Source organism: Sorangium sp. So ce1014 (assembly GCF_051521505.1).
Taxonomy (GTDB): Bacteria; Myxococcota_A; Polyangia; order Polyangiales; family Polyangiaceae; genus Sorangium.
This window is the reverse complement of sequence record NZ_CP150356.1, coordinates 9,517,187-9,539,026: the sequence shown is the minus strand read 5'-3', so window position 1 is coordinate 9,539,026 and position 21,840 is coordinate 9,517,187. Positions and strand designations below refer to the sequence as shown.

At 73.5% G+C, this 21,840-nt stretch carries 20 protein-coding genes; 9 read left to right on the top strand and 11 right to left on the bottom strand.

All coding sequences use genetic code 11. From position 1 onward, the window contains the following. The first annotated feature begins 210 nt into the window (after positions 1–210). Together WME75_RS36215 and WME75_RS36210 are read left to right on the top strand one after the other, a co-directional pair. Entirely contained in the window at positions 211–1,062 is an 852-nt protein-coding gene (locus tag WME75_RS36215; protein ID WP_437480657.1) for a hypothetical protein, read from the top strand. A gap of 282 nt (positions 1,063–1,344) precedes the next feature. Next, a complete protein-coding gene (locus WME75_RS36210) occupies positions 1,345–1,509 on the top strand; it encodes a hypothetical protein (protein ID WP_437480654.1) in 165 nt (54 codons plus the stop codon). Between the two features lie 268 nt (positions 1,510–1,777). Here the strand turns inward: WME75_RS36210 and WME75_RS36205 are convergent, their stop codons facing one another. Together WME75_RS36205 and dnaB are read right to left on the bottom strand one after the other, a co-directional pair. Next, the gene (locus WME75_RS36205; RefSeq protein WP_437480651.1) at positions 1,778–4,618 is read right to left on the bottom strand and encodes a hypothetical protein; all 2,841 of its coding nucleotides are present in this window, start codon (positions 4,616–4,618) and stop codon (positions 1,778–1,780) included. Between the two features lie 78 nt (positions 4,619–4,696). Continuing rightward, positions 4,697–6,199 carry a replicative DNA helicase gene (gene dnaB / locus WME75_RS36200; RefSeq protein WP_437480649.1) on the bottom strand — a complete coding sequence of 501 codons (1,503 nt, stop codon included), beginning with the start codon at positions 6,197–6,199 and terminating at the stop codon, positions 4,697–4,699. A gap of 382 nt (positions 6,200–6,581) precedes the next feature. Between dnaB and WME75_RS36195 the strand changes: the two genes are divergently transcribed. After that, positions 6,582–7,520 (top strand): PfkB family carbohydrate kinase, encoded by a 939-nt coding sequence (locus WME75_RS36195; RefSeq protein WP_437480646.1) that lies wholly within the window; start codon positions 6,582–6,584, stop codon positions 7,518–7,520. A 151-nt stretch (positions 7,521–7,671) separates the two neighbouring features. Here WME75_RS36195 and rplI read toward each other — a convergent pair whose 3' ends face one another. The 6 genes from rplI to WME75_RS36165 all read right to left on the bottom strand — a co-directional run bounded on the left by rplI (position 7,672) and on the right by WME75_RS36165 (position 11,783). Then, positions 7,672–8,124, bottom strand: a complete 453-nt coding sequence (gene rplI, locus WME75_RS36190) for a 50S ribosomal protein L9 (RefSeq protein WP_437480644.1) — start codon at positions 8,122–8,124, stop codon at positions 7,672–7,674. Positions 8,125–8,134: 10 nt separating this feature from the next. Next, positions 8,135–8,455, bottom strand: a complete 321-nt coding sequence (gene rpsR, locus WME75_RS36185; RefSeq protein ID WP_437480642.1) for a 30S ribosomal protein S18 — start codon at positions 8,453–8,455, stop codon at positions 8,135–8,137. A 3-nt stretch (positions 8,456–8,458) separates the two neighbouring features. Next, complete coding sequence (gene rpsF / locus WME75_RS36180) at positions 8,459–8,995, bottom strand: 30S ribosomal protein S6 (RefSeq protein ID WP_437480639.1); 537 nt, start codon at positions 8,993–8,995, stop codon at positions 8,459–8,461. 112 nt (positions 8,996–9,107) lie between these two features. Beyond that, complete coding sequence (gene pth, locus WME75_RS36175) at positions 9,108–9,779, bottom strand: aminoacyl-tRNA hydrolase (RefSeq protein ID WP_437480636.1); 672 nt, start codon at positions 9,777–9,779, stop codon at positions 9,108–9,110. A gap of 147 nt (positions 9,780–9,926) precedes the next feature. After that, positions 9,927–10,622: a 50S ribosomal protein L25/general stress protein Ctc gene (locus WME75_RS36170; protein ID WP_437480633.1), complete on the bottom strand. Its 696-nt coding sequence runs from the start codon at positions 10,620–10,622 to the stop codon at positions 9,927–9,929. A 198-nt stretch (positions 10,623–10,820) separates the two neighbouring features. Beyond that, positions 10,821–11,783 (bottom strand): ribose-phosphate pyrophosphokinase, encoded by a 963-nt coding sequence (locus tag WME75_RS36165; RefSeq protein WP_437480630.1) that lies wholly within the window; start codon positions 11,781–11,783, stop codon positions 10,821–10,823. A 146-nt stretch (positions 11,784–11,929) separates the two neighbouring features. Here WME75_RS36165 and ribF point away from each other — a divergent pair, with 146 nt between their 5' ends. From ribF to WME75_RS36150, 3 genes are read left to right on the top strand one after another with little or no spacing between them, the layout of a single operon-like run. Continuing rightward, positions 11,930–12,931 (top strand): riboflavin biosynthesis protein RibF, encoded by a 1,002-nt coding sequence (gene ribF / locus WME75_RS36160; RefSeq protein WP_437480627.1) that lies wholly within the window; start codon positions 11,930–11,932, stop codon positions 12,929–12,931. Between the two features lie 30 nt (positions 12,932–12,961). Next, a complete protein-coding gene (locus WME75_RS36155) occupies positions 12,962–15,235 on the top strand; it encodes a DUF4912 domain-containing protein (protein WP_437480624.1) in 2,274 nt (757 codons plus the stop codon). Positions 15,236–15,292: 57 nt separating this feature from the next. After that, positions 15,293–16,261 carry a hypothetical protein gene (locus WME75_RS36150; RefSeq protein WP_437480621.1) on the top strand — a complete coding sequence of 323 codons (969 nt, stop codon included), beginning with the start codon at positions 15,293–15,295 and terminating at the stop codon, positions 16,259–16,261. A 9-nt stretch (positions 16,262–16,270) separates the two neighbouring features. Here WME75_RS36150 and WME75_RS36145 read toward each other — a convergent pair whose 3' ends face one another. The 3 genes from WME75_RS36145 to WME75_RS36135 form a co-directional block, all read right to left on the bottom strand. After that, complete coding sequence (locus WME75_RS36145; protein WP_437480619.1) at positions 16,271–17,203, bottom strand: hypothetical protein; 933 nt, start codon at positions 17,201–17,203, stop codon at positions 16,271–16,273. A 14-nt stretch (positions 17,204–17,217) separates the two neighbouring features. Continuing rightward, complete coding sequence (locus WME75_RS36140) at positions 17,218–18,633, bottom strand: protein-disulfide reductase DsbD family protein (protein WP_437480617.1); 1,416 nt, start codon at positions 18,631–18,633, stop codon at positions 17,218–17,220. A 61-nt stretch (positions 18,634–18,694) separates the two neighbouring features. Beyond that, a complete protein-coding gene (locus WME75_RS36135; RefSeq protein ID WP_437480614.1) occupies positions 18,695–19,585 on the bottom strand; it encodes a tetratricopeptide repeat protein in 891 nt (296 codons plus the stop codon). A 189-nt stretch (positions 19,586–19,774) separates the two neighbouring features. Here WME75_RS36135 and WME75_RS36130 point away from each other — a divergent pair, with 189 nt between their 5' ends. From WME75_RS36130 to WME75_RS36120, 3 genes are all read left to right on the top strand, one after another. Beyond that, positions 19,775–20,155, top strand: coding sequence for a hypothetical protein (locus tag WME75_RS36130; RefSeq protein WP_437480612.1), 381 nt, complete (start codon positions 19,775–19,777; stop codon positions 20,153–20,155). Next, the gene (locus WME75_RS36125) at positions 20,143–20,487 is read left to right on the top strand and encodes a hypothetical protein (protein ID WP_437480609.1); all 345 of its coding nucleotides are present in this window, start codon (positions 20,143–20,145) and stop codon (positions 20,485–20,487) included. The genes WME75_RS36130 and WME75_RS36125 overlap by 13 nt, the downstream gene beginning before the upstream one ends. 240 nt (positions 20,488–20,727) lie before the next feature. Continuing rightward, positions 20,728–21,828: a hypothetical protein gene (locus tag WME75_RS36120; protein ID WP_437480606.1), complete on the top strand. Its 1,101-nt coding sequence runs from the start codon at positions 20,728–20,730 to the stop codon at positions 21,826–21,828. Positions 21,829–21,840 lie beyond the last annotated feature (12 nt).

Sequence of the window (21,840 nt, the reverse complement as noted above, 5' to 3'; positions counted from 1 at the left end):
TTCAGGCCTGAAAAGATCCTCCGCGATGGGTCGTGACCTTTCGGCGGCCTCGTAACGAGCGCCAGCGCTGGTCGTGACCTCCGTGACACCTCCTTTTCAGGCGGCCGGGTTGGTCTCGATCCGTCGGAAACCGGCGGTCCGCTTGACGGGCTCGCCGCCTCGTCATCTCCTGACCGGACACGCTGTACCCCAAACGAGGAGGTCTTTGCGATGTTGAAGCACCTGATGATCGAAGAGATGGTTGCGCTGTTGTCCCCGTGGGTCGAGAGCGCGCAACGGAAGCGGCTGTTCCTCTCGATCCCCGAGATCGCCGGCCTGCACCCGAAGGTGATCACAGCCCACGAGGCCGTGCTCGCGGTGCGCCCGAGCAAGGCCGGGCCATCGGCCAGGATGAGCGCCTTGAACGAGGAGGTCGCGCGGGTCGACGAGCGCCACGATCACCTCGCCAGGGCCGTGTGCTGGGGTATCGACGCGCACCGCGAGCATTGCCTCGGAGCGGACCCTCCGGAGCGAGAGCGCGCCGCGACCTGCGACCAGGTGCAACCGAGGCTGTTTCCGAACGGGCTCACCATCATCAAGGCCTCGCCGACCGCGGAGGCGGGCAACACAGCGCGGATCGCCCGGCTCCTCGACGAGGAGCCGTCGATCGGCGAGCTCCTGAAGGGGATCCCGGCGGCCGGGAAGACAACGCTGCTCCACACGACGCAGCGGTGGATCAAGACGGGCAAGGAGCTCGAGGCGATCGAGCACCAGCGGGACGAGCTCGCCGCGAAGGAAAAGACGGCGCCGGTGACCCGGGCGACGATCGCGGCGGCGCGCAGCCAGTGGTTCCGGGTCGTCTCCGCGGTGCTCTCCAACCTGGAGCTCTCCGATGCGCCGGCCGAGGCGGTCGAGACGATCCGCGGGCCCGTGCTGAAGGCCTCGGAGCGGGCCGGCAAGCGGTATGGCGGGGTGACCGCGGGCGAGGGGTCGAGCGTGGAGGAGCCGGGGCGGCCGGCGGTGGGTGAAGGCGAAGAGGAAGAAGAGAAGGCCGGCGCGGGAGACGGCGAGCTCGTGAGCTGAGGCGGCCCCTGCGGGCGTCGCCAGGTTAGCCGCCGGCCGGCTTGCAGCAGCACGTCCGGCCCCGAGCCCTGCTCCCCGGACGCGAGCGAGCAAGGCGAGACCTGTCTCACACGACGGCGGGAGTCTCACACGACGGCGGTACGCGCGACCACGCTGCCCGGAAGCCCAATTCAGCGCCAACCGATCGAGACGTTCTCCGTACGCGCAGCGCAGATCCTGTGGAGCAGCCAGAATTCAACGCAAAGGCGCAAAGGCGCAAAGGCGCAAAACGACGGAGAGAGAATGGCCGAGAAGGAGATGGCCAAGCTCGTCGTCGATGCGGCGATCGAGGTGCATTCCTTGGAGGCCCGGGGCTGCTCCAAACAGTCTACGAAGAGGCGCTTGCCTTCGCGCTTGGTGAGCGTGAGGCAGGGTATCCACCGCGTGGCCGACGTAGTGCAGGAATGACTCCTTTCCCCCTCCCTTGCCTTTTGCGTCTTTGCGCCTTTGCGCCTTTGCGTTAAATTCCGGCTTCCCGCTGCGATTGTCAGGCTCCGCCACCGCTCCAGCGACCAAGGTCCGGGAGGAGACGGCCCAACCAGCAGCTGCCCCCGACGCTCCGCCCGGCCGTCTAGCGGGGCCGGGCGGCTGGGCACCCTGCGGCCGATCCGCAACTCGCTATGCCCTTGCTCGAACCATGCACCCGTACGTCTACAGAGGAGGGGAGCCACGGAGCTCACGGCTCCACCGCGCGGCCGAGGGAGCGGCCGTCGCCGTCGGCGTCGATCCAGAGCGGCGCCGTCATCGCGAACGGCAGGATCTCGCCCGGATCCCCGGTGAGCACCGGCTCGAGCGGCCGCCGCCCCCGGACGATCGCGACCACGAAGGTGTCTTCGGCAATGGAGATCGCGCCGCGCGCGCTCTGCCCAGGCCGCTGGTCGCCGGGCGCACCGCCGGCCGAGGCGCCCCGCCGCGGCGGCCGTAGCCCGCCGCCGGCTCCGAGGACGACGGGGATCGCGATCTCGTCGAGGAGCGCGCCCGCGGGCGTCGTGCGCGCGCCTTCCAGGGGGATCGGCGCGCCGCTCGCGACGCCGCCGACGAGCACGTGGAGCTCGCGCGCGTCGACCCAGGGGGCCCGCTCGACGCGGATCGAGAGCGACAGCGGCACGCCGCGGGACCCGCGCCGCATCGAGGCGACGCCGCCCTGACGCGTGTCGCCGAGGCGCATCGTCACGAACGGACCGTTCGTGATCACGACGTCGCGCCGGCGCCGCAGGCCCGCGACGAGGTCGGCCACGTCGAGCCGGCCCGGATCCTCGTCGGCCACGGCGATGTACGTGCGCGGATAGCCCGCCTCCGCGCCGTGCAGCCCGTGGGTGTCGCTGGTCGCCGTCGGCGTGACCGGGCGGGACGCGCGGAGCAGCGCCCAGAGCTCCTCGAGCGCGCGGTCCCGCGCGGCAACCTCGCGCCCGGTCCAGACCTCGACGGCATCGGCGCCGGCGCCGTCCCCGACGATCTGCGCGAGCCGGCTCGGACCCTCGTCCGGCGCGCCCTGCGGCGCCCCGGGCGCGTGCAGCGGTGAGCCGCCGCCGTGCAGCGGTGAGCCGCCGCCGTGGCGCCGGCTCACCTGGACGACGCGCTCGCCGGGCAGCGCGCGCACCTCGCGGAGGATCTCCCCCGCGGTCTCGTCGACCCACCGCAGCGCACCCTCGCGGGGCGCGGCCGCCTCCGCGCCGAGCGGGAACACGCTGAGGCTCCCGAGCCCGGCGCCGCTCCGGCCGCTCGTGAGCTCCACGCCCGGGAGCATGCGCAGCTGCGACTCGAGCCCGAGGAGGGCGATGTCCCGCCGGAGATCGGAGGCGGGGGCGAGGTTGTGCTCGCTCGCCACCGCGCATTCCACGCCCTCCGCCAGGTTCGACACGATCCGCGCGGTCGTGTCGACGCCCGCGTCGGCGCTCTGCGCGGTGTGCTGCCGGAGATCGCAGGCGATGTAGCCCGACGTGTCGACCACCCGCGCCAGCGTGAGATCGAGCCGCGACCTGCCGCCGTCAGCGATGTCGACCGTCGCCTCGGCCAGCGCGTACTCGGTCCCGCGCGAGGCGACGACCCGGAACCGCCCCGGGGGCAGGGAGATCTGGAGCTCGCCCGTGAGCGAAAGGTGGGGCGGCGATACGGCCTCGCCTGTCGTGGCGTCGAAGAGGCTGACCTTCGCCGGCGTGAACGGACCGAGGAGCTCCGGGTCCACGGCGGGCTCCGGGGCGCCGCGCTCTTGCAGCTGAAGGTCGAGTCGGCCGGCGCCGGAGAGCGCGAGCCGCGCGGGGGCGATCTCGCCGGCGCGGATCCGGATCCGAGCGCTCCCGAGCGCGCGGCGGCCGCTCCCTTCGAAGCCGACGAGGTAGAGGCCGGGCGGGGCCTCGGCGGCGAGCGGCGCGTCCTCGCCGGTCCGCAACCACAGCTCGAGCGCGCCGGCGGCCGGCGCGGCGCCGCCCTCGGCGATCGGGGTCAGCGTCGCCCTGCCGGCGAGCGGCGGGAGCGGCGCGCCGCGGGCGTCCACGAGCGCGAGCGCCACCCCGCCGGGCGCGCCGCCGCGGAGGAAGAAGACCTCCGTCGCGACGGCGAGCGAGTCGCCGCGGGGCGCGATCGCGAGGACCCGCCGGTAGGCAGCGCGCCCGCCGGGCGGCAGCGCGGCCTGCCAGGCGAACGTCGCGTCGCTGAAGCCGGCGCCGCTCCGCGCGCGGATCGTCGCGCCGTCCGCCGGGACGAGCGCGTACGCGACGCCGGCCCCGACGCCGGCCAGGTACGGCGCCTCGTGCTCGCCGCGGTGCCCCGGCGCCACGCCGGGCGCGACGTGCTCCGTCGACCCCCAGTGGACGACGTCGCCGAGGTCGAGCGCCTCGACCGGGCGGTCGCCGTCGTTCCGGAGCGACGTCGCGATCACGACCGCCCGGCCCTGCGCCCCGAGCGTGTAGCGGGTGGTGACGGAGAGCGCGCCGCCGGCGAGCTCGCGCCCGCGCACCTCGCCGCGCGCCTCGATCCAGGCGGCGCCGTCCTCGCCGGCGCCCGTCGCGATGTCGCGGTAGAGCACCTGCCGCGGCGGCGCGCCGATCCGCGGGACGAGCTGCCCGAGCTCGTCGCGCCGCGCCCGCGCGTCCGCCGCGTCGATGAGGTGGCCGCCGCTCTCGGCGAGGCCGGTCCCCGGGCCCAGCTGATCGACGACCACGGCGATCTCGTCGTTCTCGAGCACGTAGTCGCCGCGCCGCCCCGCCGCGAGCGGCCCCGAGAGCGCGTCCGCGGGCCCCGTGATCCGCCGGACGCGCGCCGGCCGCGCCGCGCCTTCGGCCCTCGGGCAGAGCTCGCCCTGCTCCCCGCCGCCGTGCCCCCACCGGCAGAGCATGCCGAGGCGCCCGGCCGCGCCGGAGGACACGACGACGCTGCCGCCCTGCACGGGCGGCGCGCAGGTCGCGCTGGCGAGCGCGAGGGCGGCCAGGCCCGCAGGGCTCAGCGAGCGGCGCGCCGCGCGCCAGGCGCGCGCGGGGAAAGCGGGGGGGCGGAGGGAGCTCTCGGGCGAGCGGATCATCGGTGCTGTTCCGATGCGCGGCCGCGGCGCGGCTTGGGTCAGGACCGATCGGTGGCGGTCACGCCGCCGGCGGCTCGGCTACTCGTCGTCCGCCATCTCCGGGTAGTCGCCGGGCGCGAGGTTGTCGAACCGGGTGCACGACGCGGTGAACCGCGTCATCACCTTGCCCGTCGGCCCGTTGCGCTGCTTCGCGACGATGAGCTCCGCGATGCCTTTGTGGTTGGTCGTCTCCGCGTTGTAGTACTCGTCGCGGTAGATGAAGATGATGTTGTCGGCGTCCTGCTCGATCGCGCCGGACTCGCGGAGGTCCGACAGCTGAGGGCGCTTGTCCTTGGTGGTCCGGGTCTCGACCGCGCGGTTCAGCTGGGAGAGCGCGATGACCGCCACCTTGAGCTCCTTCGCGAGCTGCTTGAGCCCACGGGAGATCTCGCTGATCTCCTGCTCGCGGCTGTTCACGCCGTCCCGCCCCTTCATGAGCTGCAGGTAGTCGATGACGACGAGCCCGATGCGCCGCCCCGAGTTGCCGTCGCTGGGCGCCCGGTCGTACTCGGCCTGGATGCGCCGCACCTTGGCGCGCAGCTCGAGGAGGGTGATCGCCGGCGTGTCGTCGACCCAGACGGGCAGGGTCGAGAGGAACGACGCGGCCTCGGTCAGGCGGCGCCAGTCGTCGGGCTGCAGGAAGCCCTGGCGGAGCTTGCCGAGGTCGACGCGGCCCTCGCAGCAGACCATACGTGTCGCGAGCTGCTCGCGCGGCATCTCGAGCGAGAAGACGGCGGCGCCGAAGCCGGGCTCGTGCCGCTCGATGCCGTGCCCCGCCTGGTCGGGGCCGGGGGAGCTCACCGTGCGCGGCGACGCCACGTTCACGGCGAGGTTGAGGACGAACGACGTCTTGCCCATGCCGGGGCGCGCGGCGATGATCGTGAGGTCGCCGTCGTGCAGGCCGGCCGTCTTGGCGTCGAGCTTCTCGTACCCGGTCGAGATGCCCGTGATGCGGTCGCCGCGCTCCGCGGCCGCGGTGATCTGCTCGAACGCGGCCTTGAGCACCTGCGCGAGCGGCTGCGTCGCCGTCCCCTGGGGCGTGCGCGCGAGCTGGTAGACCGACTGCTCCGCGCCGTCGATGAACTCCTGCACCACGCCGACGTCGCCGTACCCCTCGGCCGCGACGCGCTGGCACGTGGCGATGAGCTGGCGCACGCGCCACTTCTCGTAGACGACGCGCGCGTGCGCGCCGACGTGCGCGACCGCCGGCGTCGCGTCCGCGAGCTGGGCGAGGTACGCCGCGCCGCCCACCTGGGCAAGGCGCTCCCGGTCGCGCAGCCACGAGGCCACCGAGACGATGTCGAGGGGCGTGCCGGCGGACGCGAGCTCCTGCGCGGCCTCGTACACGCGGCTGTTCGCCTCGCTGTAGAAATGCTCCGCCTTCAGGATCTCGAGCACCCGATCGAGCGCGTCGCGGTGCAGCAGGATGGCCGAAAGCACCGCCGCCTCGGCGTCGAGGTCGTGCGGCGGCACACGTCCGGCGACGATGGGAGGCTCGACCCTCTGAGGCCGCTGGCCCCGGCGATCCATCATTCTCATCATCCGTGCATCTCCTCCCCACCGATTACCCCCATCCCGCCCCGAGCTTTTCCACAGGCTCCGAAATGGGCGACGCCCCGAAGGCGCAACGGTCCTTCGGGGCGTCGGGTGCAGGGTCGATTTCCGTCTATCAGAACATGGGCTGCCCTGAGAAGGGTTTCTGTTTGCATTGCAGTGAGCGTTCGTGCGGTGGGCATCCCAATGCAGGTTCCACGTTCGAGGGGCGCCGCTCCGATCGCGGGGCAGCGGCGCGCCGAGGCGCTGCCGAGGGCCGCAAGGTACGGAAATTGAGCAACCCCGGTCTCATCGCCATTTCCTTTCCCGCTTGACTCAGCTGCGATGACGCTTCGCGCCCGGGCATGCGCCGTCGCGGGGAGCCGCCATTGTGGATCACAAAACGCGTCAAACAAGGATTGAACCCACCGAAGTGGTCTGCGTGGGCGAAGCGCTGTGGGACCTCCACGCGCCGGAGGGCATTCCGCTAGAGCGGGCAAAATTGCTGCGCCGCGTGCCGGGGGGCGGCGCGGTGAACACCGCGACGGCGCTTGCCCGGCTCGGCGTGCCTTCGGGGCTGTGCGCTGCGCTGGGCGACGATGCCCTGGGGCGGGGGCTGAAGGATGAGGTCGCCGCGGCCGGCGTCGATGTGGGCCGGCTCGCGCTGGGCGCGGCGCGCACCGGGCTGATGTTCGTGGCGATCGCGCGCGGCGAGGCGCGCTTCGTCGGCTACCGGCAGGGGGAGCTCGAGGCGCGCGCGCTCGCCGCGGCGCTGCCGGCGCGCTGGCAGACCCGGGTCGTGCACTTCACCGGGATCGCGCCGGTGCGCGGGGCGATCGGCGCGCTCGCGCGGGCAGCCGCGGGCGCCCGCCGCGAAGGGTGCGCCGTCTCGGTCGACGTCAACGCGCGCCCGCGGATGTGGCCGCGCGCCGGGCGCGTCGCGCCGCATGCGGGGGCGGACGTCGGCGTGCGCGGCTGCTTCCGGCTGTTCGCGCAGGCGGACCTCGTGAAGTGCAGCACCGGCGACCTCGACGTGCTGGGGATGACGGCGCGCGCGCTCCGCGAGCGGCTCCGGCCCGAGGCGACGCTGGTCGTCACCGACGGCGCGCGGGCGACGCTCGTGCTCGGCCCCGAGGGCGAGCGCGCGGTCGCGCCGCGCCCGGTCCGGCCGCTCGATCCGACGGGGGCGGGGGATGCGTTCTGCGCCGGGATGCTGGCGAGCCTCGTGTGGGAGGAGCAACCGCGGTGGGCAGACCCGGCGCTCCTGCTGCGCGCGGTGGCGCGGGGGCACGACGTCGCGCGGGCGTGGGTGAGGCGGAAGCGCGGGTGAGGCGGCCGTGGGCGGCGGGAGCGCGGGCGAGCCGCGCTTTGCGGGCGAGGTGGAAACGCGGGCGAGCCGCGCTTTGCGGGCGAGGTGGAAGCGCGGGCGAGCCGCGCTTTGCGGGCGAGGTGGAAGCGCGGGCGAGCCGCGCTTCCGGGCGCTACTTGGCGGCGACCGTGACCTCGACCGACGCCGTGATGGACGGGGCGAGGCGGATCACGACGGCGTGGGCCCCGAGCGTCTTGATCGTGTCGGTCTCGATGCGGCGCCGGTCGACGCTGAAGCCCTGCGCGGCGAGCGCCTCTTCGATGTCGCGCGCCGTGACCGAGCCGTACAGCTTGTTGCCCTCGCCGACCGGGCGGCTGATGGTGAGCTTCACCTGGTTGAGCTTGCCCGCGAGCTGCTCCCCCTCGGCGCGCGTCTTGGCGGCCCGCGACTCGGCGACCCGCTTCTCGTGCTCGATCCGGGACACGTTCTCGGCGGTGGCGCCGATCGCGAGGCCGCGCGGGATGAGGTAGTTGCGCGCAAAACCGGGGCGAACCTTCACGAGCTCGCCGCTCTTGCCGACGTTGTGGAGGTCCTCCGTGAGGACCACATGGATGTGGGTTGCCATGATCGACCTCCTACGCCGTCACGGTGAACGGCAAGAGCGCGATGTTGCGCGCGCGCTTGATCGAGAGGGTCACCTTGCGCTGGTGGCGCGCGCAATTGCCGCTGATGCGGCGCGGGACGACCTTGCCGCGCTCGGAGATGAAGTACTTGAGCGCCTGCGGGTCCTTGTAGTCGATGATCAACGCCTTGTCCGCGCAGTAGCGGCAGACGCGCTTCCGGCCCGTACGGCGGCGCCCCGGGGCGTCCGCGTTCAGGTCGGGCGTGCGACCGAAGTCGCGATCGTCGTAGTCCCCGCCGCCGTTGCGGCCCATGTCACTGTTGCGGCCGTTCATTGCTCAGCTCTCCTCCTCGTCGGCGGCGCCTTCCGTCTCGGTCTCTTCAGCCTCGTCGACGTCCGGCGGGGCCGCCTCGGAGCTCCGATCCATGCGGCGCTCCGGCTCGATCAGGCCGAGCTGACGCTCGCGCGAATCGTCGCGGTCGTCCTCGAGCGGCGTGAGCTCGAGGCGCTCGAACTTCACGTCCTCGTCGGCGATCGTGACGTCCTGGGCCTCGACGTCGTTGCGCACGAGCACCGTCTGGTACTTCAGCACGCCGTCGAAGAGGCGCAGGTTGCGCTCGATCTCGGAGACGACCTTCCCGCCCCCGAGGTACTTCAGGTACACGTACACACCGCGGCGGTGCTTGGCGATGTCGTACGCGAGGCGGCGGCGCCCCCACGTCTCGACCTTGGTCAGCCGGCCGGACTCGCGTCCGACGACCTCGGCGAGGCGCGACCCGATCTTCTCGGCGCCGTCGGCGTCGATGTCGGGTCGCAGGATGTAGATGGTCTCGTACTCTCTGGCGCGCCCGGGCGCCGTTACCTGTCGGCTCATTCTTCGGTCTTCCCTCTCGGCCTGTGGCCCCGGGGCGACGCCCCGGAGCGAGGAAAGGAGCAGCCTGTCGAGCGACGCACCGGCGAGCTCGACAATCTGTCTCCATCGAGGATCAGGGCTTCTGCGTCGGGGGGAGGGGATCCCTCTCGCCCTTCGCGGCAGGGGCTGGATCTCCCGACCCGTCCCCTTCGCCCTTCTGCCTCTTGCCCGGCTTGGGCCGGGTATTTCGAACGTTCATCGCGGCCTCGAAGCCGCGGGCGGCGACTTCTAGCACACTTTGGACAGCTTGCTTCAAGCAGTCGGGTAGGCCCGCGCGCTCGACGGCGTCGAACCCCGACAGCACGTAGTCCGCGACCTCGCCCCGGTAGCCCGCCGGCGGCCGCCCGATGCCGAGGCGGACGCGCCCGAAGTCGCCGGTGCCGCAGTGCGAGATGAGCGAGCGCAGCCCGTTGTGTCCCGCGTGCCCGCCGCCGACCTTCAGGCGAACCGTGCCGAAGGGCAGATCGAGCTCGTCGTGGAGCACGATCAGCGAGGACGGTGCGACCTTGAAGAAGGCCATCGCCGGCTGCACGCTGCGCCCCGACTCGTTCATGTAGGTCATCGGCTTGAGCAGGATCGCCGGCTGCCCGGCGATCTCCGCCTTCGCGTACACGCCCGAGAATTTCTCGCGGAACGGATCGGCCCGGACCTCGTCGGCCAGCGCGTCGATGGCCATGAAGCCGACGTTGTGCCGGTGAGCGACGTATTCCTTGCCCGGATTTCCCAGGCCGACCACGAGCAGCATGACGAGCGGGTTCTGCTGAGTCCCTGGAATCGAAGCAGGCCGAGCAGGCCGAGCCGGCGACGACGCGCGGGGACGGAGCGCAGGGCAGGGCGGGCCGCGCGCGCCTCGTTGTGTCGAGGCGAGGGGCGGCCCGCTCCCGCGCCGGGGCTACTTCTTGTCCTTCTTGTCGCCGCCCTTCGCGGGAGCGGCCGCGCCGCCCTTCGCGGGAGCAGCCGCGGCGCCGGCCGGAGCAGCGGCCGCCGCCGGCGCGCCGGCAGCAGGCTTCGCCTCTTCCTCGGCGCCGGCCTTCTCGGGCGCGTTGACGACCGCGATCGTCTGTTCGTCGGCGAGCAGGGCCTTCACGCCCTCGGGCAGCGTCAGACCGCTGGCCTTGTACGACTCGCCCATGTCGAGCTCGGTCACGTCGATCTCGATGAACGACGGGATCTTCTCGGGCAGGCACCGCACCGGGATGGTGCGGAAGATCTGCTGGAGGACGCCGCCGGTGACGACGCCCTTCGGCTTGCCCACGCAGCGGAAGGGGATCTGCACGTCGACGGGCTGATCGAGCTTCACCTGGATGAAGTCGGCGTGGACGAGCTCCCGTGAGATCGGGTGGTAGTCGTAGTCGCGCACCATGACGGTGAGCGTCTCGCCGTTCTCGATGGCGAGCTCGACCACGGAGTTCTTGCCGTGGTCGGAGCCGAGCACCTGAAGGAGCGCCTTCGGCGAGACGGCGACCGACTGCGGCGCGAGCTCGCGCCCGTAGGCGATGGCGGGAATCTGTCCGGCGCGGCGCAGGCGGCTCGACGCGCTCTTGCCGCTATCCTCGCGCCTCGTGGCGTTGAGCTTGATGATCTCCATGACGACGGCTCCAGAAGTGTTCCGGAGGCCCGCGGTGCGGTCCACTCCGGCGTAGGGTGCGGCGCTATAGCAAAACGATGAAGAGAAAGTCGAGCCTTCGTCGCCGGGCGACGCATTTTGTTGCGTGAGCGCGGGAATGCGGGGTGACCGGAGCGACAGAGGCGCCCGCGCGCCCCGCCGCCGGCCGCGCGCCGCCGGTCAGACGAAGAGCGAGCTCACCGAGTCCGAGTGGTGGATGCGGCGGATCGCCTCGGCGAGCAGGCGTGCCACCGAGACGACCTTGAATTTACCGGAGGCCCTCGCCTCGTCCGAGAGCGGGATCGAGTTTGTCACCACGACCTCGGTGAGGGGGGAGTCCTTGATGCGCTCGACCGCCGGGCCGGACAGGACCGGGTGCGTCGCGCAGGCGGCGACGCTCCTGGCGCCCTGCTTGATCAGGGCGTTGGCGGCGTTCACCAGGGTGCCGGCGGTGTCGATGAGATCGTCGAGGATGAGGCAGTGCTTGCCGGACACCTCGCCGATGATGTTCATGACCTCGCTCTCGTTCGCTCGCTCGCGGCGCTTGTCGATGATGGCGAGCGTGCCCTGGAGGCGCTTCGAGTAGGCGCGGGCCCGCTCCACGCCGCCGGCGTCCGGCGAGACGATGACCACGTCCTTGCCGTAGTGCTCGCGGAGGTGATGCTCGAGCAGCGCCGGCATCGCGTACAGGTGGTCGAACGGGATGTTGAAGAAGCCCTGGATCTGCCCGGCGTGCAGGTCGAGCGCGACGATCCGGTTCACCCCGGCGGCGACGATGAGGTCGGCGACAAGCTTCGACGTGATCGGCGTCCTCGGCGCGACCTTCCGGTCCTGCCGGGCATAGCCATAGTACGGGATGACCGCCGTGATCGAGCCGGCCGAGGCGCGGCGGAGCGCGTCGACCATGATCAGGAGCTCCATCACGCTGTCGTTCACCGGCGAGCAGGTGGGCTGGACGACGTAGGTGTCGACGCCTCGGACGTTCTCCTGGATGACGCAGAACGTCTCCCCGTCGGAGAAGCGCGACACACGCGACTTCCCCATCGGTTGCTCCAGAACCTGACAAATTTCCTGGGTGAGCGCGAAATTGGCGTTGCCGGAGAAGATACTGACTCTCTTAAACACGGCGCGCCTCCAGCCCATTTATGGGAGCGCGGCTCTATCAGTCGGGCATGGACACGTCAAGCAACTCTGTACATTGGACGCTTGGCTGTACAGGCGTATCGTGCCGGGCGACTCCGCTGTCCGCCGGCTTTTCGTTCGGCGCTCCTCCGGGTTAGGTAGCGGCTGTGGAGTATTTTGCTGCCGCCGCAGGCGGGCAGGAGGGGCGCGCCGCGGTCGGGCCGCGGGGCAGCCTCGTCATCATCGGCAACTTCGACGGCGTCCACCGGGGGCACCAGGCGCTGCTCGCCGACGCGGCGCTGGACGCGGAGCGCCGGGGGCTCGATCCGGTGGCGCTCACGTTCGCGCCGCATCCGGCGAGCGTCCTTGGCCGCACCCCGCCGCCGACGCTGACGGCGCTGCCGCGCAAGATCGAGCTCATCCGCCGCGTGCAGCCGGCGATCCGGGTGGACGTGGTGACGTTCGACCGCGCGTTCGCGGCCCAGACGCCGGAGGAGTTCGTGCGGCGCGTGCTGCTCGATCGGCTCGCCGCGCGCGTCGTCCTTGTCGGCGCGAACTTCCGGTTCGGCCACGGGCGCGCCGGGGACTTCACGACGCTCGGGCGCCTCGGCGAGGATCTCGGCTTCGAGACGCGGTCGCACCCGCTCGTCGGCGACGCCGAGGGGGCGTGGTCGAGCACCCGCGTCCGCGCGGCCCTCGCGCGCGGGGATCTCGAGTCGGCCGAGCGGATGCTGTCGCGCCCGCACATGCTGTCCGGCGTCGTCGCGCAGGGGGCCCGGCGGGGCCGGACGATCGGCTTCCCCACCTGCAACCTCGACGAGATCGAGGAGGCGCTCCCGCCGTTCGGCGTCTACGCGACGCTCGTCGATCGGGTGACGCCGTCGGGCCGGGCGATCGCGCTCGCCCGCGGCGTGGCGAACCTCGGCGTCCGGCCGACGGTCGAGCCGTCGAGGCAGGCGCGGCCGAACCTCGAGGTGCACCTCTTCGACCTCGACGAGGATCTCTACGGCGCGGCGCTGCGGGTGCACCTGATCGCCCGGCTGCGCGAGGAGCGGCGGTTCTCGGGCCTGCCGGAGCTCAAGGCGCAGATCGCGCGCGACGCCGAGGCGGCGCGCGCGCGGCTCGCGCCGCTCGTCGAGGATCCGGCGGCGGAGGGCGCCTTTCGCTGAGCGGCCGCGCGACGTGGGCGAGCGTAGGATGTGGTAGCGTCCCCGGCGATGGAGCGCCGGGAGCTCGACGGGCTGACGCGGGAGGAGCTGATAGCGCGCGCCGAGGGGCTCGGGGTGCCGCGGCCGCGCGTGCTCACGAAGGCCGAGCTCGTCGACGAGATCCTGGCGCGCACCGCGCAGGGCGAGCCGGAGCGGGCCCGCCTGCGCGGCTTCCTCGGGCGGGCGCGCGATCTGCTCTCGCGCGTCGTCGAGCGCGGCCTGCACATGCCGGAGACCGCGCGCGCGCTGCGCGGCGAGGCCCCGCCGGAGCCGGAGCCGTGGCCGCCGCCCCCGCCGCGGCCGCGGGCCACCACGACGCTTGCCGAGATCTACGCGTCCCAGGGGCATACGGACCGCGCCATCGCCGTGCTCGACGAGCTCCTCGCGCGCGAGCCGGAGCACGAGGAGGCGCGGCGGCTCCGGGAGCGGCTGATCGAGAAGGCGCAGCGCGCGCAGGGAGAGGGCGCGGAAGCGCGAGGCGCGGGCGCGGGCGCGGAGGACGTGGAGGAGGAGGAGTACGCGGAGGAGGAGGACGCCGGCGCAGACACGGAGGACGCCGGCGCAGACACGGAGGACGCCGGCGCAGACACGGCGAACGCCGGCGCAGACACGGAGGCCGCCGAGGCGGAAGCGGACGCCGGCGCAGACACGGAGGCCGCGAAGGACGCTGGCGTCGAAGCCGCGGGCGCTCCTGCCCCGGGGGACGCCGGCTCGAGCGAGCCGATCGAGCCCCCCATCGCGGGCGAGCAGGACCGGCAGCCCGAGCCCGTCTCCGTCGCTTCCGAACCCGCCCCGGCGCACCCGCCGCGCGATCCCTCGCCAGCGGAGGCTCCAGCGCCGGCGGCCATCGCGGAAGGCGTCGCCGCGGGCGCGGCCCTCGGCCTGGCTGCGGCCTTGCAGGACGAGCGCGCGGAGCTGCCCGCGCGGTACGACGTCGACGAGATCGTCGGCCTCGCGGTCGATCCGGAGACGCTCTACGTCTACTGGGAAGTGCGTCCCCGGACGCTCGCGCGGGCGCGCGCTCGCCGCGCGGAAGGCCAGCTCGTGATCCGCGTGGTCGCGGTGCTCCCGAGCTGGGAGCGGCCGGTGGTCGCGCAGCGGGATCTCGCCATCGACGCGCTCTTCGGCGACATGTTCGTGCGCGACATCCCGGCCGGCGCGCACCTCCGGATGTGCACGGGCTGGCTCGACGGCGACGTGTTCGAGCCCTTTGCGGTGGGCCTCGAGGTCGCTGCGCCACGCCCGTTGCCGGTCGCGCCGAGGCCGCCCCCGCCGGAGCCTGAAGCTTCCGCACAGGCGGCGCTGCAGGACGAGATCCCGGCGGACGGCCCCACCGCACCGACGAGCGACGCGCCGCCGCGCCTCGAGGGCGCCGCCGGCGATGCGCCGTCCCCGGCGTCCGGTACGCTCGACGTGGCTGGAGCGTCGCTGCCAGCTTCAGGTGCGAGCGGTCAGGCTGGGGGACCCGCCGCCGCGACGCAGGCTGCGAGCGCGGATCCCCTGACCGCACCTCCACCGGCGCCGAGCGCGCCGGTCGCGCGCAGCCGCGCGAACACCGGGGCGGCCGCGGCGGCGCCCGCCGGCGGCAGCGATGTCGCCACGCAGGCTGCCGCGCCGGCCGCGGGTCATGAGACCGCTGCGGAAGCTGCCGTACCGGCCGCGAGCGGCGACGTAGCCACGGCGGCCCCCGCGCCCGTGTCGAGCAGCGAGACCGCTCCCGACGTTGCCGCACCGGCCCCGCTCGACGGCCCCGCTCCCGGCGCGGTCACGCCCGGCCCCAGCGCAGCGATCCCTGCAGCGCCGGCGCTCGTCTCGACGAGCGAAGGGCCTGCCCGCTTCCCGGCGGGAACGGCGCCGACCTCGGAGGCGCTCGCGGAGGCCGTCGCGGCGACCCGCGGTCCGTCGAGCGAAGGGCCGCCCCGCTTCCCCTCGGGGAGGGTGCCGACCCCGGAGGCGCTCGCGCAGGCGGTTGCGGCGACCCGCGGCGGGTCGAGCGACCTTGTCCGGGGGGGCGACCGGGGCGCCTGGCCGGGGCCCAGCGGTCAGCCCCACGCCAGCGAGGCGCTCCGGCGCGCCGGGCGAGAGTCCAGCGGTCAGCCCCACGCCAGCGAGGCGCTCCGGCGCGCCGGCGCCGGGCAAGCCCGCTCCCCGGGCGGCGGAAGCGAGCTGCGCACCGGCGCCGAGCGGGCTCGGTCCCTCGGCGGCGGAACCCAGCTCTGGCGAAGCTTCGCCCCCCGGGCGCGCCCGCCTTCGGGGAACCGCTGAGCGAGCCGGACGATCCGCTCACGCAACTGGCGGCGCGCGGTGGTCGACCCAGCTCGGGTGCAAACGAATCACCGATCCATCGCCCGCTCCGTTCTCTTCCTCCTCGGCGCGCTCGCCTGCGCCCTGTCCGCGCCAGAGGCGCGCGCCGAGCTCCCCTTCGACGAGGAGCCCACGGCGCTCGACCCGCGCGTGGACCGCCTCGACGCCGCGCCCCACGAGCTCTGGGCGCCGTCCCCGGGACGCGCGCAACCGCTCTGGGTCTCGCTCCAGCTCGGCCTGGCTCGGCTCGAAGGCGGCGAGCGCTCCGTCAGCGGCATGCTGCTCGCGAGCATCCCCCTCGAGCGGCTGTCCGAGCGCCCCGGCGCGCTCCCGCCCTCCGCCATCGCCGAACCCGAGGCGCCTCGGCTGAAACCTGCCCCTCCGAGCCCGCCCCGCGCGGCGCCGGCGCCCGCGCTCCCGGAGGCACCTCCCGCGGCGCCGCCTGCCGAGGTCGAGCCGCCGCTCCCGCTGCCGGTCCGGGTCACGCCGGCCATGGCCCGCGCCATCGTCGAGGCGGCGCTGCGGCGGTCGCGCCTCCTCGATCCCGAGGCGCGCATCGACGCCATCGCGTCGCGCGCCCGGACGTCGTCGCTGCTCCCGGAGCTCCGGCTCCGCGTCTCGCGCCTCGTCGACGAGGCGGAGAACCTGGCCCCCACCGAGTACGATCCGGCGCGGAGGACCGCCTCCGGCGGCATGAGCCTCTGGCTCGAAGCGCGCGCGACCTGGCGGCTCGATCGCCTGCTCTTCGCCGACGAGGAGATCGCCCTGGAGCGCCTCCGCCGCGAGCGCGCCGAGCTGCAGGCGAAGCTCACGGCGCGCGTTCTCGATCTGCTCTTCGCCTGGCAGCGCGCCGCCGCGCTCTCGGCCGACCCGGGCCGGAGCCCCGAGGAGCACCGCACCGCCACGCTCGCGGCGATCGAGGCCGAGGCGTCCCTCGACCTGCTCACCGGCGGCTCGATGACCCGCTGGCGCGCCGCGCGCGAGTGAGGCCGCGCGCTACAGGAGCGTCTGCGAGAGCGTCACCTTGCGCCTGCCGGTCCCGGTGTCCCCGTCGGCATCGGTGACGGTCACCTCGACGTCCACGACCTTCCCGAGCAGCTCGTCGATCGTCCGCTCCCCGTCCAGCCGGAACCGCAGCCCGGCGAGCTTGCAGAAGCCCCCCTCGTCCTGATCCAGGGTGAAGATGATCTTGAGCGGCTCGATCGCGTACCCGAGCTCGGGCACGAGGCCGCTCACCACCGTGATCGAGCCGGACCGCCGGAGGTTCTTGAGCCGGATGGCGACGAAGATGTGGAACCCGCCCTGCGGTCCCGCCTCCACCTGGACCTCGTCGAGATCCTCGAGCGGGAAGTAGTCGGCCTGCCCCTCGCCGACGGCGACGACCGGCGCTCCCCCGCCGGACGGCTTGCAGGCGTCCGGCTCGGCGTCCGCGTTCCACGAGGCGCTGTACGGCGCGAGCCGCCGGGGATCCACGTCGGGGGCGCTGCAGCCGCCGGCCACGCAGGTCTGCGGCGCCGGGCACGTGGGATCCCCGGGCGCGACGGCGCACTCCCGCTCGAGGCGCACGGGGAGCAGCAGCGTGCGGCCGCCGATCACCCGGGTCGACGCGGTGCGGGCGAGCAGCGGCCGCTCCGCGTCCTCCGCCCCGAACGCCTCCAGAAAGATCTCCACCGCCGTCCCGTCCTCGAGATCGCTGAAGAAGAACTCCCTCGGGAAGAACAGCTGCCCGCTCTTCTGCGGCAGCACGTCCTCGCGGAGCAGCTCGCCGCCGGCGCGCAGGACCACGCGCATCCGAGCGAGCTCGACACCGGCGCGCAGCTCGCTCGTCACCCCGATCACCACGGTCCCGGTGGTCGGTCCCGGAGGAGCGCCGCAGCCGGCGATGACCAAGAAGCAGAGCGCGAGGGCGGCGAGGAGGGCGGGGCGCACGGCAGGAGGCGGCGTTACTGGATGCCCTCGAGCGCCGCCAGGAAGGCGTCCGGGCCGACGAAGTCGTTGAAGCGCTTCCGCTCGGCCCCGGTGGAGTCGTAGATCACCACCGTGGGCAGGCCCACGACCTTGTACTTGCCCTTCACCGCGTCGATCTGCGGATCCTCGTCGTCCGTCGCGTCGACCTTCACCGCGACGAAGTGCGCCGCCTTGGCCATGACGCGCGGATCCGAGAAGGTCTCCTTGTCGATCTGCTTGCAGGCGCCGCACCACTCCGCGGTGAAGTCCACGAGCAGCGGGCGCTTCTCCGCCCGCGCCTTCGAGACGGCCACCGGCTCCTCGTGCAGCCACGTGAGCTGCCGCGGCGCGGCCTCGCCGGCCACCGCCGACGGGACGGGCGAGGCGAGCCTCGGCAGATCCAGGCTCGCGACGAGCAGGAAGCCGCACGCCACCGTGAGCGCGATCCCGAGCCCCTTGCGCGCCTTCACCCCGGGGCCGCCGTCGTCCCAGGAGAGGTGCACCGCGCCGAGCGCGAGGCCGACCACGACGAGGCCCGCCATGACGGCCATGAACACCGGCGTGGGCTGCGCGAGCGACGACAGCGCCGGGAACGTCGTCTTCAGGAAATAGAGCGCGACGATCAGCATCACGATCCCGAAGAACGACTTCACCCCGAGCATCCACTTGCCCCCCTTCGGCAGCGCGACAGCGAACACGCCGACGAGCCAGAACGGCAGGCCGAGCCCGATGGAGAAGGCGGCGCCGACCAGCGCGCCGAGGCCGATGCTCTGGGTCTGCCCGATCCAGAGGATGATGCCGGTGAGGACAGGCCCGGTGCACGGCGCCGCGACAAGGCCGCTCACCAGCCCGAGCAGGAACGCGCCGCCGTAGCCGATGCCGCCGACCTGCGAGAGCCGCTGCATCAGGGTGTCGGGCAGCGTCATGTCGAACGCGCCGAACATCGAGAGCGAGAGCGCGATGAACACCCCCGCGATGCCCACGATGACCCACCGGTTCGCGAGCACGCTCCCGAACAGGCTGCCCGTGAGCGCCGCGACCACGAGCATCGTCGTGAAGAGCACGACGATCCCGAGCACGAAGCTCGTCGAGAGCAGCATCGCCTCGCGGCGGGACTTCGCCTCCCGCGCCCCGAAGATGCTCACGGTGATCGCGATCATCGGGTACACGCAGGGCGTGAGGCACGTGAGCAGGCCGCCCGCGAGCGCGGCGAGCCCCGCGAAGAGCGGCCCCGCCTGGAGACCGCGGGTGAACAGATCCGGCTGATCCCCGGCCGCGGCGAGCGCCGGGAACGCGAGCACCGCGAGCGCGGCCAGCGCCCCGAGCGCGCCGGCCCCGCCGCGCGCGCCACGCTCACGATCCGCCGGGACGGCGCCGGCGTTCCCCTTGAAACGAGTCGAAGCGGTCTTCACAGAGGTTCTATAGCAAAGCGATCGCGGTCGTGCGGCGCGCCGCCGTCCGTTCAGGCCAGCCTCAGCGCTCCGGGAGGGACGCCAGCGTCCGGCGCGCGGCCTCGATCTCCCCGTCGAGCGCGATCGCGACCGCGACCCTCCCCGAGGTGCTCCGCTGTACGAAAGCTTCCAGGTATTTCTTGGCCTCGCCCCAGCGACGGTCGAAGTAAGCCATCTGCCCGAGCACGAACCGGCCGTACCCCTGGCCTGCCGGCACCTCCGAGAGCCGGTCGATCAGCGCGCCGAGCCCCTCGACCGTCTCGCCGCTCTCGCACTGCACGACGGCGAGGTGCCCCTGGTAGAGCGGCTTGTCCCGCGTGCCCCAGCGCGCCGCGCGCGTGAGCGCGCCGATCGCCTCGTCGTACCGGCGCGCCAGGTGGTACACGCTGCCCAGCGTCCACAAGTGGAACGCCCTCCGGCTCGCCGGCCCCGTGCGCGCCGCCAGCCGCAGGTGCCCCACCGCCCCCTCGATGTCGCCGAGCGCCTGCCTCGCCCGCGCCGCGTCCTGGTGGGCGACGTCGCGCAGCACGCCGAGCGAGAGGACCTGATCCGCCACCTCGGCCGCCCTCTCGAAGCGGCGCGTCTCGAAATAGGCGAGGTAGAGCTGCCGCAGCAGCATCGCCTGCGTCGTCCGGTCGAGCGGCCCCCGGAGCGACAGGCCCCGCCGCGCCCAGAGCGCCCGGGAGCGCGGCGTCTCCGCGCCCAGCGCGCGCCGCAGCATCTCCTCCGGGGTCAGCGCCGCCGCCGGCGGCGCGCGCCGGCGCGGCGCATTGCCGGCCCGCTTCTCTCGTGGAGCGTCCCCCCCGCCGCCCGCAACGGTCGTCGCCGTCGACTTCGTGCGGCGCCCCCTGGAACCCGTACGGACGGATCGAGCGCCGTCCACGCTGTCACCGTGCTCGCTCGCCTTGCGCACAGAAAGCAATCCTAACAGACCTGCACACGCGTTCCAGCAATACGCGAGCTTTCCATCTTGACTCGGGCTGGACCGGCGACAGGGCCCGGTTTCAGGCCACCCCCCCGCCAGCTGCCGGTTTCAGGCCGGTTTCAGGCCAGTCGCTGGACCGGGTTGCGCCCCACCGGACGTGGGGCCATCGTCGCGGCCATGCGTCGCCGCCCTGGCTCAACTTCCCTTCAGCGGAGGCGGCATTCCGTCTCCACGGTCGCCGGCTGTCCGGGTCGGGACCGGGTCCTCTGGCTCGCGTCGTGTCTTGCCTTGCTCGGCGGCGCGTCGTTCGCGGCCGGGTGCGGGCACCCGGCGAGCCGCGACGAGTGCGAGGCCATCTTCAAGCGGAGCGCCGAGATCGAGCTCCGGGCCCAGAATGTCGTCGATCCGAAGGTCGTCGAGGAGCGCACGGCGGCGGTGCGGGACGCCCGCGGCAAGGAGCTCATCGACAGGTGCGTCGGGCGGAGCATCACCGACGCCGCCATGGCGTGCGTCCGGCAGGCGACGACCCCGGAGCAGGTCGATCGATGCCTGGAATGACGCGCCTCGCGAGGCGCGCCGACGTGCTCGCGACGCTGGCGATCGTGCTGCTCGTGGTCGGGGTCGTCGCCGGGCGCGCCGCGCTCCGCCGCCTCTCACCGCGCCCGTCCCCCGAGGCGTGCGCCGCGCTCCTCGACCGCTACGTCGAGCTCGTGCTGCGCGCGGCCGCGCCTGAGCCCGCCGCGTCCGACGTGGCCGAGCGGCAGGAGATGGCGCGGGAGGCGGCAGGCGAGCGCGGCTTCGTCCGCTGCGAGGCCGACCTCACACAGGCGGAGGTCTCATGCGCCCTGAAGGCGGACAGCGCGGACGACCTGGAGCGCTGCCTGCCCTGACGCGACCGGCGCGCGACGCCAGGCGCTCGGCGCCAGGCAGGCAGGCGGACGGCCGGCTCCGACATGCGCCCCCGGGGTTGAAGGAACGGGCGAAGGAGCGCGAAGGAGCGCGAAGGAGCGCGAAGGAACGCCGGCGCGCTGCGAATCGTTCCTGGCGCGCCGTGCTGTGATAGTCTCGGCCGTGGCGAGCGCTCCGCTCTGGCGCGATCTCCTCACCTCCCCACCCTCGGATTGCCTGTCGTGAAAGCCCCGTCGCCCTTGCTCGGCTTCAACAACAACGTCCGGCACAAGGGGCGGTTGTTCCACATACAGACCGAGGACTCGGGCATTCGCCATCCTCACATCATCACGCACCTCTTCGCCGACGGCGGGCGCATCCTCAAGACCACGAAGACGTCGTACGCGGAGCACGTCGGCCTGGCCTCGCTCGCGGACACGGTGCGCGGCATGATGAAGGAGCAGCACAAGGCGATGTTCATCGCCCTGCGCGACGGCCACTTCGACTACCTCTTCGACGACACCGTCGCGCCGCCCGTATCGGCCCCCCCAGCCGCGGCGCGCGTCGCCCCCGAGCCGAGCCCGGCCGCGCGGCCGCCGGCCCCGTCGTCGCCCGAGGTCCCCAGCGCGCCGAAGCCGTCTCCGCCGTCCCGTCCCCTCGCGTCGCCCATCGCGCCGCCCCTCGCGTCCGAGGCGGCGCCGCGCCCGAGCCCGAGGCCGGCCCCCGCGCCGACGCCTCCGCCGAGGCCCGCCGTGCCGCCCCCGAGGCCGGCGGCCGCGCCGCCGGCGCGCTCCGTGGCGTCCGAGCCGGCGCCCGCGTCGGCCAGCGCGCGCCCGCGGCTCGAGCTCGATCCGGTCGCGCTCCAGGGGCTCGGCGGCGGGCGCGCGGCCAGCCCGCTCGCCGGCAGGGCCGTGCGCTCGACGGCGCCCCCCGAGATCAAGAAATCCGAGCCGTCCATCGATCTCGATCTCGACGCCCTCGAGCGCGCCGCGGCCGAGGCGCAGACGCCGTTCTTCCAGCAGATCCAGGACCTCCCGCCGCCGCCCGCGTCGGTGATCGGGCGGCGGGCGGAGTCCGCGGCCTCGGGCGCCGGCGTCTACAGCAACGTCCACCCGGAGCACCCCTCGCCGCCGCCCGCGGCCCCGGTCGCGGTCGAGCACTTCGCCGGCGGCCCCGGCTCCGGCCGCTACGCGGCCTCGCGCCCGGCCAGCATCTTCGCCACCAACCGGCCGGCGGAGGGCGCGTCGATCTTCGGTGAGGATCTCATCAGCGAGAAGTCGCTGGACGAGGTGATCCTCAGCTACCTCGCGGAAGATCTCGACAGCCCCCCGGAGAAGAAATAGCCGGGCTGCCGC